Below are 11,321 nucleotides of genomic sequence, written 5' to 3'. Positions count from 1 at the left end.
GACGGCCCGGGCGGCCGGGGGCGCGGTTTGCCATTTTTGGTCGCCGACCCGGGTTCGGTTTGTCGGCTTTTGTGCTTGCGCTGGGGCTTGGGGGGGGGGGGGGGGGGGGGGGGGGGGGTGGGGTGGGTGGGGGGGGGGGGGGGGGGCCCCCCCCCCCCCCCCCCCCACGACCTGGTAGTCGGCGATGATGCCGCGCTCGATGGCGTCGGCTAGGCCCAGGCGGTAGACGGTGGGGCCGAAGACCTCTTCGTGCTCCATCGTCGCCAAGGGCGGGCGGTCCTCGGTGTCGAGGAGGCCTGCGTCGGCGCGGGCGGCCCAGATCCTCGGCGTGGCAGTCATGTAGAGACGGGTGGCGGCGGGTATCAGGGTGTCGTCGTGGACGGTGCCCCAGCCCTCGCCGAACGCGGCGCAGGTGCGGTGGGCCTCGTCAGCGATCAGCAGGTCCCAGGGGTCCAGGCCGCTGGAGTGCGCGGCCGTCAGGTGGTGCAGGGAGGCGTAGGTCGCCACCACCACGACCGGCCCGGGCGCCCCCGCCATCCAGGCCGCGACAGTGGCCGGGTCGCTGGTCATGGCCAGTTCCCCGGGCGACAGGCCGCTGTCGTCCTGGGACAGGGAGCACACACCGATCAGCAGGCCCCCGTACCCGGCCTCGCGCCACTTGCGGGCGGTCTGCACCACCAGCGCCTTCGTCGGCACCAGCACCAACGTCGCGCCCTGGGGGGCGAGTTCGGCACAGGCACGCTGGGCGATGAGGGTCTTGCCGCTGCCGCTCGCGGCGACCACCGTCATCCGCGGCCGCCCCTCCCCCGCGGCCGCCCGGATCGCTGCCAGGGCCTCTTGCTGGTGGGGACGTAACCGCATCGCGCTCCTTCACACGGGGGGCCGTGCCGCACCAAGGGCTGAGGTGCCGCAGGGGCATGGCCGGGCAGGAAAAGGCTATATCCCCCCGGCACCACGCCATGTCACCAGTTCAGCAGGCCGCACACGGGGACTCGTCCCCTGCCCCAAGAAGCCCAGACGCTGTCGTCCGCCACGAGAACGTCATTGGTTCTGTCGTGAGATGTGTTCGTCGTCGGTGATCTACATCGGAAGGCGGGAGGTCCGCAGTTCCTTGACTACCGGGCTCCTCGCTGGCCTGACCAAACTGTTCCTCAGCAGTTCCACCTCAACTTCGCGGTCGACCACCTGGACGAAGCCGAGACCCGGCTACTCCAACTGGGGGCGAGCAAGCCGGATCACCAGCCGAATGAGGCCAGGTGGCGGGTCCTCTCCGATCCAGCGGGGCACCCTTTCCGCCTGGTCAGAGGCTGATAGACGCTGGCGTCGAAGGGTGCGCCGGCGGCAGGGCCATCCCTTGTCGGACAGCGGCTTGAGGGGCTGCGGGCGGTCAGTTCCGCGGTCCGCAGGTCGGGCAGGGCCCGCAGGAGCCGGTCGACGGGGTGCCCGAACTCGTACGCATCGACCGCGGCCTGAAGTTCTCCGCCGCCGCAGTCAAGGAAGTCCTCGGTGGCCCCGCGGTGGTCATGCATCGCCTCCCCGCGTTCCAGCCGCATCGCAAGGACGAGGTGGAGCGGCGGCTGAACTTGACCATCGAGCAGATGCCGATCTCCCAGCTCCCCTGCTTCACCAGCGACCCCCGTGACGCAGATCCTGCGGACCTGCCGCCAGATCGACGTCGATCCGTTCTGACTCCACCGGGGCTTCTACGAAGTCGCCGGGATCAGCGGCTGCCCAGCAGCACTGCACGATCCTCTCAACGCCCTGCAGAACAGGGTCTTCAAAGACGCAAACCACACAAGACGGGTGATGCCAGATAAGACGCATTTGCCTATCTACACTATCGAGCACGATCAAGCTAGTTATCCGTCTAGTTGCGACATTATTCGGCTAACTACAGCACCGCAGGTCAAGTACCCTGCCTGTCAGCGTAGTTGATCAAGAAAAACGTGCCATCCCAGCTCAGCGGCAGAACCAAGATTTTCTCTACCAACTCTAAGCACTGCATGTCAGAGCCATCTGGATGTCGTAACTAGAAAGAGGACTGACAGGCGGCAGTCGCTGCTGCCATACCGCTGATGTGCAGCCAAGCCCGAGCAAGGTCTTGGCCGACTCTCTCGAGGTCGGCGGCTGGCCAGCCGCAGTGGGCGTACAGGCGTCGCAGCATCGACAGAGTGGCCAGCGGAGCACCCGCACAGCGTTGAGCGGCTTCTTGAGGGCTGAACTGCATCTGTCGGTACTCGAAGTGATCTTCAGGTCCGGTACGCGGGGCTCCTGGCGCGTCCGCGCAGAACATCATCAGCCCGTGAGCCTGCCCGTGCGCGACGGCTGAGGTAGCCCGCCACAGCAGAGTGCCTAGCGGGCTGCCGCCAGCGGAGACGATCTCGTCAGCCAGTCCCGTGGTGTTGGGCGCCGGGTGCGGGCCCAGGTAGCAGGGTCTGACCCTGTCCGCGATCTTTCCCTTGACAGAGAATCCGTGGTGCCTGGCTGCGCGCACAATCCGCTCGGTGCGTTCTCGCAGATGCCGCTGGGCATCGACCGCGCCCGCACGGTCTCCGACCATGAGTGACTGCTCCTTCAGGCTTTGCAGTCTGTAGTTCATATGACGACGGACTCGCTCGCGGGCGTCGATGCCTGGCTCCAAGAGAAACCAGGGCTTGGTGGCGATGTCGAGCGCACCCCGGGCAACCGTGTGCGATGTCATCAGGCCGCCGGGCGACGTGAACAGCAGGCCGAGGCTGCCGAGGTGATCCATGACGGCTATGACCGGCGATATGACGGAAAGATGCGCGTCATGCACCGGCCGCTCCCCCCACTCCCCCGCCAAGACAAGATCTTCACGAAGTTCCGTCTTGCCGGGCGACCCGGGCGTAGCAAGACCGTTGTACCGATCGTAGGTGTTGTCGAATTCCTCGTGGAGCGTCTGCAGGGATCGGCCCAGCACATGCCATGCATCTGTCGTCACGGCCAAAACGGTAGGCCGCAATACGGTCGGTCGCATACGAATTTCGCAATACCGGCTGTCTGCGTCATGCGGTGGGGCTTGCGGGCGTCTCGCTCAGGTGCTGACTTCGGCAATGGCGTCCGCGATCAGGACGGGGAGGTGGCTGATCGCGCGTTCCAGGAGCCGTTCGATCGGGAGGGCGTGCTGGCTGTCGTCGACGCTGATGAGCTTGACCCAGGTCGCAGGCTGGTAGCGGGCGAGCATAGACAGGGTGTACAGGACCGCCCACCACGTCATCAGTGGGTGCAGTTCCCGTCCCATCGGGGAGAGGACGGGCAGAAAGTACCGTTCCCCGGCGTAGGGGCGCGTCATGCTCCGCAGGTACTCGATGCGCTCGACTGTGGTGGCTGGCCCCTGGGGCATCTGCCAGTTGACCGTCAGCCCGCCGCCACCGCCGTCGTGGCGACCGTAGTCCGGGGGTGCCTCGGAGCCAAAGCTGAGGGCGCGGGTGGTGACATAGCTTTCATACTGAGCGACGGCCGGGTACGCGGTGAGGAAGTCAGCAAGCGCCTTGCGGGTCACGGCGTCGATGACCCGGTTCGGGATGTCGTACACCGGGACACTCAGCAAAGGATGCGCGTCGTCGCCGACGATGACATCGCCCGCGAACAGCGGGGTGAGCCGGTCCCGGGTGGAGAGCGGGTAGCTCTGGTTCGGCGGCAGCAGGTCCCAGACGTCCTCCAGCCGTATGGGGGCCGTCCACACCGGGGAGTCGAGCGCTTCGCTGACCCGCACGAAGCTGCCCTGGGTACCGGGCGGGTCGGTGCGAATCTCGATGTCGGGGAAAGGCAGGTGGAAGCCCGTGGTCTTGATCCCATGAGACTCGAGGTTCCAGTCCTGGCCCTTGAGGGACCAGGAAGCGGCCGCGATGGCACGCCCAGCTTGGCTGAGACCGTAGAAGACCTGCAAGGGGCGTGTGGCTGGGTCCACGACGGCGGCGGCTCGAAACATCTGCCCGGCCTGTTCCAGGGCGGCCGCATAAGTCTTGCGGCGGGCGCCAGTGCTGGCCCTGCCCGGTGGATTCGACCGGCTGGCCCGCAGCCGCTCCCACGCCTGATCGGTGCCGATGTCACTGTGCATGACCCGGGACGCTACCCGGCTCCGAGCAGCCCGCGCCAACGATTCCTATTCTGCACCGACAGGCAACGGGCGGTACATGACCACCACGGGCTTGCCCAGGGGTCACCTTGGGCTTGCCCACACAGTCGACGGAAGTCTTGCCCGGGGTCAGGGTTCCGATGCTCTCAATTCCGCGACGCAGCGGGCCTCTTGTCGAGCGGGCCGAGTTTGTTCGCGACACTACGTGGATGCCCCTTAGCGGAGATGCCTTCACCCAGTACAGCCGGACCGAGTCCACCAAGGACGTTGCCGACAGCGGCCGTTGGGTCGCCTGTGACGAGTCCGGTTATGGCGGCGAGCAGCTACTGAACAACGGGCGCTATCTCGTGTACGCCTCGGTGGCTATCGATGACGTCGAGGCCGCGCCCATCGTGGAGGAGCTGCGCCGGGCGGCCCGGATCCAAGGCCCCGAGTTGAAGTTCAAGTCCTTCCAGAGCAACGTCGCACGCCGCGAGTTGCTGCGCCGACTGTGGGAGCCCGGCGGAGCCCTCGACGGCCGCTGCTCTGCCTATGTGGTCGACAAGGAGTACGCGGCTGTCGCCAAGATCGTCGACCTGTTGCTTGAAGAGCAGGCGCACGCCGAAGGCACTGACCTGTACGACAGGGGCGAGGCCCGCCGCCTGGCCCGGCTCCTGGCGCTGCAAGGCCGGCGCGCGCTCAAGCCAGAGGGGTTCCGGCGCCTGCTGGGCGCGTTCATCGCCTTCGCCTCGCAACGTGCCCTGAGTAAGGAGGCCGCCACTACCGCCCTGTTCTACGCCGAACTTGAAAAGGCCTGGACCGACTCCACACGCCGCAACGTCACCGACATTCTCTACCGCCTGCGCAGCACCCGCCCGCATGGCGACGTCCTACACATTGATGCCGGGCCCCTGCCCACCCTGGAGATGCTCGTCCCCTGCATCGCCGAGGTAGCCCGCCGCTGGGCCCGCCACTTCCAGGGCCCCGTCAGTATTCTCACCGATGACCAAAAGCTTCTCACTGACGAGCGGCTCGGCACCCTCGCCCAGAACCTGCGCGTCACCCAGGGCGCCACCCCGTCCTCCCGCATCAAGGGCATGGCCCTGCCTCACCTCCTGCGCGGCAGCTCCGAAGAGCACCCGTCCATCCAGCTCGCCGACCTCCTCGCCGGCGCCACTGCTGCCATCGCCGCACGCCACGCCGGCACCAGCAGCCCCGCCGCCGAAGATCTGCTACAGGTCGTCCTACCGCTCGTCGAAAACGAATCGCTGCTCCCCTACGACAGCGCCGACACCCTCGCCCGCACTGACGCAGCAGAGTGAAGGTGGAGGCGGCAGACACGGGTTGAAGCCTGGAGGACATCAGCCTCCCCCGCAGCAGCGAACCCCTACCCATCCGCTTTGATGACCGGCACCTGCGCCCCTGCGGGATCCCTCCCGCTCCCTGCCACCAACCAGACATGGCAAGCCGCCCTCAACAAACGCCTCAGCAGAAGCCGCCGCCGGGACTGAGCCCGCTGGGTGCAGCACAACCAAGAGCGAAGGCGCGGCGCGGACGGCAGGGGCTTCGCAGTCCGGAGGCGGGGGGTGCCTGCAGAGCGGCAGAGGGCCTGGCACTGCTGGAGTGGTCGGCTGCTGGCGCACGATAGTGCCCCGGCTGGGTGAACAAGCCTCGTGCCGCGCTCTCTTGGGGAAGGCTGGGGAGATGGTCCTGCCAGTATTTCGTGTGCCTCCCCTGCCGGGGGAAACGACGTTCTCGCTCCTGCGCCGGATCGGTGCCCGCTACGGGCTGGAGGAGCAGGCCTTGCTGTCCTGCTGGCGGTGGCGTGGCCAGCGGCCACGCCACGAGAGCAGCAGTGCGCGGGCAGATGCGGAAGTGCTGCTGGATACGGCCGGGCGTCACCTGCTGGCGGGACTGTGCGGGGTAGATCAGGAGACGCTGGCACGGGCGTTGCCGGCCTGGGCACTGGAGGACGCCAAGCTCCCCGAGTCGCAGGCTGGTGCGGGGCAGGCGCTGTGGCGGGTCGGGGGCGCGGTGGTTGGCCCGGTGGCGTTCGGATGCCGTCTGTGCGCGGCACGGCGCACCGCGGTGACCGGGCGGGTGGTGCGCTACGCCAAGCGCTGGGAGCGGGTGTGTATCCGGCACAGGCGGTGGGCGCTAGACGCTGACGCCGACCAGCCCCACGAGTACCTCGACCTACGGGGCGTGCCGGAGGTGGTCACGGCGCAGCGGCGGTGGGCCGGTGTCGCGCGGCGGGCGGTGCGAGCCGGGGCGGAGCCAGAGAGGGTGTTCGCTCTGGCGTACGCGGTGGCTGCCCGCTGGTGGGAGCACGCTCTGCACTGGGGGCAGGAGAAGGACTGGCCTCGTCGGCTGCACCAGGTCGCGGACGGTGACGCCGGGGGCGATTTCGACCGGTGGCGGATCGTGGGCCGGGACGCGGTCATCTTCCCCGAGGTGGTCACCGTCGCCGACGCGCTGCTGGATCCGGCCATGGCCGAACTGGTGTGGAGGGACAGCGGGGCGGGGCGGCCGCGGGCGCTGCCCGCCGACGGGATGTTCTGCCGCCAGCTCGGTGAGCGAGTCGGGCGCACGTGGCTGGGCCCCTTGGCAGCAGGGGATCACGGCGGTCCGCTGATCGCCTGGATGGGCAGCCTCATCCGCCAGCGCCGCACAGCCGCCGGCCCGCCCGGGTACGCGAACGATCCATGGTGGGTGCGCAAGGAAAACCAGCCGGTAACGATGGCGGGGCAGTTGCGGGTGCTGGACAAGGAGAAGCGGGCGCCGGGCTCGGGGAGGATGTGGCGGGCGTCGGTGTCCGCGGAACAGCGCATGCTGATCACCCGTGCGATCGAGAGTGCCGAGGAGCAGCTCCACCAACTGCGCGGGGTGCAGACCGGGCCCACCGCCGACGTTGCCGAGCAGCTCCTGGGCAACCTCCGCCACAGCGCTGTCCTGCTCGAGAACGCCTGGAAGCGGACCGCCCTGGCCGCCGCGAACGCCGGAGTGCCTTTGGAGGAGGTCGCCCGGTGGGCGGACACGCCCACCGAAACGCTCAGGAGCATGCTGACGGCGAGCCGGCAAGAAGACGACTGCTGAGAGCCACGGGCCGACGGGTGCATCGGCTGTTAGCTGAAACGGCACTCGTTTGTGGCAGAAATCCTGAAAACAACGGTGTCTGTCGGCGGGAACGGTTTGGCTGACGCAGGTGATCAGCACAGGAGCGGCCCGGCCCGGGGGCCGGACAGGACGAGCGGCGGTGGATCGTGGGATCGGGTTCGAGGCGGTGTTCCTTGACCCGGTGGGGCAAACGGTCCAGCAGCGGTGGGCGGATGCCGCCATGACCATGCCGTTCGAGGAGTTGCCACCAGTGTCGGCGTTCCCGGTGATCCCGGGGCGGCGGCGGGGGCCGGGTTTGTGGTGGTCGGCGACCACCGGGCGGCACGTGGCCGTGGGGTCGAACGCGATGCGGACCCAGTTGATGGTCCTGGACCGCGACCCCGATGTGGCCGGGCTCGCGGGGCGTCCGGTACGGCTGCTGTGGCGCGACGAACGGGGCCGGGTGCATTCCTGGGTGCCGCAGATGTTCGCCCGGTACCGCGATGGCACGGGTCTGCTGGCCGACTGCCCCAGCTCCCCGGAAGCCGGCGGCGAACGCGCTGTGAAGGCGGCCGAAGCGGTGAGCGCGGCGTGTGAGGAGATCGGCTGGACCTACCGGCGCCTGGCGCCGCTCGCCGATGTGCCAGCCGCCAATCTGAAATGGCTGGCCGGCTACCGCCATCCCCGCAACGCCGGCCGCCCCGGCCTGAGCGCCGCGGTTGTGGCGGCGTTCGCGCGGCCGCGGCCGCGGCCGCTGATCGAAGGTGCCGAAGAGGTCGGCGACCCGATCGAGGTCCTCCCCGCGCTCTTCCACGCTCTGTGGCACGACCAGCTGACGGCAGACCTGGAGACTCCGCTGCACGAACGCGTCCTCGTCGGCCCGCGGAACGGGAGCGGCACCGGTGAGAGGGGAGGTGCCGGGTGACCGCGCGGCGCAACGCCCGGCCAGCGGTGAAGGTCGGGGCGCAGGTCCGCTTCCGCGGTGTGAAATGGCAGGTGGTCGCCCTGTCCGGGCAGGTGATCCATCTCGTCGGCCCGGACAGCGAAGGCGAGGCCGTGCTCGCCGGGTATCTGTTCGCCGACCCCGGCTTCAGCGTAATGGGGACCGAAATGCCCCAGGCGGCCCCGCAGTGGGGGCTGTTCGAGACCGCCCCCGCCGCGGCGCGGGAGAAGGCCCTGACCTGGCAGCGGCACGTGAGAGAAGTCGAATGCGGCCTTGCCGACGGGCCCGGCAGTGCTGGAGCGGTGCGGGAGCAGTACGACCCCGCACGGCACACACTGGCCGAGCGGGAGCAGGCCAAGGCCGAGGAACTGACCGCGCTCGGCTTCGGCCGCATCTCGCGCACCACGGTGCAGCGCATGCGCCTGGCCTACCGCAAGCAAGGCCTGTGGGGGCTCCTGGACCACCGCACCACCCGCGCTTCCAGCCCCACCGGGCGTTCCGACGAACGGGTCGTCGCAGCCGTCCGTGAGGCACTGCGCCGCCGGCGCGGGCGTTCCAAGGGCACCGTCAACGGCCTGTTCCCGCTATCAACCAGATCCTTCAGGAGCGGCACGGCCCCGGTGCGGTGCCCGTGCCGTCCCAGGCCACGCTGTACCGGCTCGTCACCACGCTCGCCCGCCCCGGCGAACTGCCCTCCGGCCCCGTCCGCCAGGTGCCCGCCAGCTTCGAAGGGCGGGCCTTCACTCCCGCCATCGCGCTGCGGCCCGGCGAGCAGGTCCAGATCGACACCACCCGCCTGGACGTCCTGGCCCTCTTCGACGACGGCACCCTCGCCCGCCCCGAACTCACCATCGCCGTCGACGTCGCCACCCGCGCCATCCTCGCCGCCGTGCTCTGCCCGAGCGCGACCAAGGCCGTGGACGCGGCCCTGCTGCTCGCGGAGATGGCCGTCCCGCACCCCGCCAGGCCGACCTGGCCGAACATCCTGCGCATGGACCATGCCCGTGCACTCCCCCACCAGCGGCTGGCCACGCTCGACGAGCGCCTGGCCGGTGCGGCGGCCCGGCCGGTCGTCCTGCCCGAGACGATCGTCGTCGACCGGGGCAAAGTCTTCGTCTCCCGGGCGTTCACCGCTGCCTGCGAGAGCCTCGGCATCAGCGTCCAGCCAGCCCCGCCCCACGCCCCCACCGCGAAAGGCATCGTCGAGCGCACCTTCGGCACCATCAACGCGCTGTTCTGCCAGCACCTGCCCGGCTACACCGGATCCGACGTCACCCGCCGCGGCCCCGACACCGAGAAGGACGCCTGCTACAGCGTCGCCCAGTTGCAGGACCTGCTTGATGAGTGGCTGGTGCACTACCACCACCGGCCCCACGAAGGCCTGCGCCACCCCATGATGCCCCGTAAGGCACTCACGCCGAATCAGATGTGGGCCGCGCTCGTCGCCGTCGCCGGTTACGTGCCCGTCCCGTTGACCGGGCGCGACTACCTCGAGCTGCTGCCCGTGCGCTGGCAGGCCATCACCGCCTCGGGCATCCGTATCCATCACCGCACCTACGACGCGGACCTCCTCGCCCCGCACCGCAGCCAGGCATCCTCCGTCGCCGGCCGCGGCGGGAAATGGGAGATCCACTACAACCCCCACGATGTGCGCCAGGTCTGGGTCCGCCTCTCCGACGGCGAGCTCACCGAAATTCCGTGGATCCACCGCGACCACGTCCACCGGCCCTTCGACGAACGCACCTGGCAGCACATCAGAACCCTCGCCCTGCACAGCAACTACGGCGACACCGAACAGCACGAAGCCGACCTCGCCGACGCCCTCGACCAGCTCATGCGCCGCGTCCACAGCGGCCACGCCACCCAAACGGAGCAGGCTCTCCTGGCCGCACCGCTCACCTCCCGTTCCCCACAACCCGCGACGGAGACCACGACACCGAAGCACCCGCCGACCGCCCGGAACAGCAGGACGACGACGACAGCATCGACGACCTCGACGACCTGCCCGACGACGACTTCAGCCCCGCCCCGGCCACCGGATTCGGGCTCTACGACGCCCACGAGGAAGCCGACAAGTGGTGAACCCGAGCCCGCCAGGCGCGAGCAGCACACCAGCCGGCGACAGCGGCGGAGCCGGGCCGTCCTGGCCGCTGACCACCTGGCAGGGCTGGCAGCGCTTCGCCACCACCGACCCGCCCGCACCGCCCCGGCCCGGAGAGCCGCCCCGCAGCGCAGAGGAACGCCTGGCCTACCACTCCGCGTTCGTCACCATCCGCACCCCCGCCATCAGCACCCTGGCCACCCAGGTACGCACCCTGATGATCCTCGGCCGTCACCAGCAGACCACCGCACGGCCTTCGCTGATCGTCACCGGACCCGCCGCAGCCGGGAAAACGACCGCGCTCCTGAACGTCGGGCGTACCTGCCATCTCGCCCACACACGCAGAAACCCCGCACCGTCCGGATCAGCGCACGCAGTGGTACCCGTCGCGTATGTCCTGGTCCCGCCCGGCGCGACCGCGAAAACCCTCATCACCGAGTTCGCCCGCTACCTCGGCATCCCCATAACCGCCCGCATGACCCAGACCCAGATCACCGACGCCGTCTGCCACACCTACACCCAAGCCAGCGTCCAGCTGGTGATGATCGACGAGATCCACCGCCTCAACCCCCGCACCACCACCGGCGCCCAAACCGCCGACCTCATCAAAGACCTCACCGAACGCCTGGCCGCGACATTCGTCTACGCCGGCATCAACGTCACCGACACACCCCTGTTCACCGGCACCCGCGGCGCCCAACTCGCCGGACGCGCCACCCTCGTCGACTGCGGCCCCCTACCCGCCCGCCACGGCACCAGCCACCCCTTCCGCGACGCCATCACCGACATCGAAAACAACCTCGACCTCACCCACCACAAACCCGGCACCCTCCCCCGCCACGCCCCCTACCTCCACCAGCGCACCGCAGGCCGCATCGGATCCCTCACCCGACTCATCCGCCAAGCCGCCATCACCGCCATCTGCGATGGCACCGAACGCATCACCAAAACCGCCCTCGACGCGGTACGACTCGACCACCTCGCCGAAACCCACCACCGCCCCCACACCCGGGGCCGATAAGCCCACCCGCCATGCAGCCGAAACAGCCCTGACCAGCACAAACACCAATCGGGCCTTTACACGCTAGAACCACCTACAACAC

At 69.2% G+C, this 11,321-nt stretch carries 7 protein-coding genes and 2 pseudogenes; 6 read left to right on the top strand and 3 right to left on the bottom strand.

The window, feature by feature from the left end:
• The coding region (locus ACZ63I_RS21180; protein WP_469340510.1) for a DEAD/DEAH box helicase family protein at nt 1-861 on the bottom strand (861 nt) is incomplete at its 3' end.
• 252 nt (nt 862-1,113) lie between these two features.
• Here ACZ63I_RS21180 and ACZ63I_RS21175 point away from each other — a divergent pair.
• Nucleotides 1,114-1,311 (top strand): annotated as a pseudogene (locus ACZ63I_RS21175) (VOC family protein); the annotation flags it as partial.
• 718 nt (nt 1,312-2,029) lie between these two features.
• On the opposite strand, the gene ACZ63I_RS21170 reads toward ACZ63I_RS21175, so the two are convergent.
• A complete protein-coding gene (locus tag ACZ63I_RS21170; RefSeq protein WP_469340509.1) occupies nt 2,030-2,962 on the bottom strand; it encodes a hypothetical protein in 933 nt (310 codons plus the stop codon).
• Nucleotides 2,963-3,055: 93 nt separating this feature from the next.
• Nucleotides 3,056-4,081, bottom strand: a complete 1,026-nt coding sequence (locus ACZ63I_RS21165) for a YaaC family protein (RefSeq protein WP_469340508.1) — start codon at nt 4,079-4,081, stop codon at nt 3,056-3,058.
• Between the two features lie 227 nt (nt 4,082-4,308).
• Here ACZ63I_RS21165 and ACZ63I_RS21160 point away from each other — a divergent pair, with 227 nt between their 5' ends.
• From ACZ63I_RS21160 to ACZ63I_RS21140, 5 genes and pseudogenes are all read left to right on the top strand, one after another.
• On the top strand, nt 4,309-5,400 hold the full coding sequence (locus tag ACZ63I_RS21160) for a DUF3800 domain-containing protein (protein WP_469340507.1): 1,092 nt from the start codon (nt 4,309-4,311) through the stop codon (nt 5,398-5,400).
• 382 nt (nt 5,401-5,782) lie between these two features.
• Entirely contained in the window at nt 5,783-7,174 is a 1,392-nt protein-coding gene (locus ACZ63I_RS21155; RefSeq protein WP_469340506.1) for a TniQ family protein, read from the top strand.
• Between the two features lie 187 nt (nt 7,175-7,361).
• Entirely contained in the window at nt 7,362-8,099 is a 738-nt protein-coding gene (locus ACZ63I_RS21150) for a TnsA-like heteromeric transposase endonuclease subunit (RefSeq protein ID WP_469340505.1), read from the top strand.
• A 961-nt stretch (nt 8,100-9,060) separates the two neighbouring features.
• Nucleotides 9,061-9,741, top strand: a pseudogene (locus ACZ63I_RS21145) (transposase family protein); the annotation flags it as partial.
• Nucleotides 9,742-10,267: 526 nt separating this feature from the next.
• Complete coding sequence (locus tag ACZ63I_RS21140) at nt 10,268-11,239, top strand: TniB family NTP-binding protein (RefSeq protein ID WP_469340533.1); 972 nt, start codon at nt 10,268-10,270, stop codon at nt 11,237-11,239.
• The last annotated feature ends 82 nt before the right edge of the window (nt 11,240-11,321 follow it).

It is taken from the genome of Streptomyces sp. NPDC087906 (genome assembly GCF_055584925.1).
This window is presented reverse-complemented; position numbering and strand designations above follow the sequence as displayed.

Coding starts and splice junctions, on each gene's coding strand:
- ACZ63I_RS21165 (WP_469340508.1), bottom strand. CDS start 4,081: ATGCACAGTGACATCGGCACCGATCAGGCGTGGGAGCGGCTGCGGGCC.
- ACZ63I_RS21160 (WP_469340507.1), top strand. CDS start 4,309: ATGCCCCTTAGCGGAGATGCCTTCACCCAGTACAGCCGGACCGAGTCC.
- ACZ63I_RS21155 (WP_469340506.1), top strand. CDS start 5,783: ATGGTCCTGCCAGTATTTCGTGTGCCTCCCCTGCCGGGGGAAACGACG.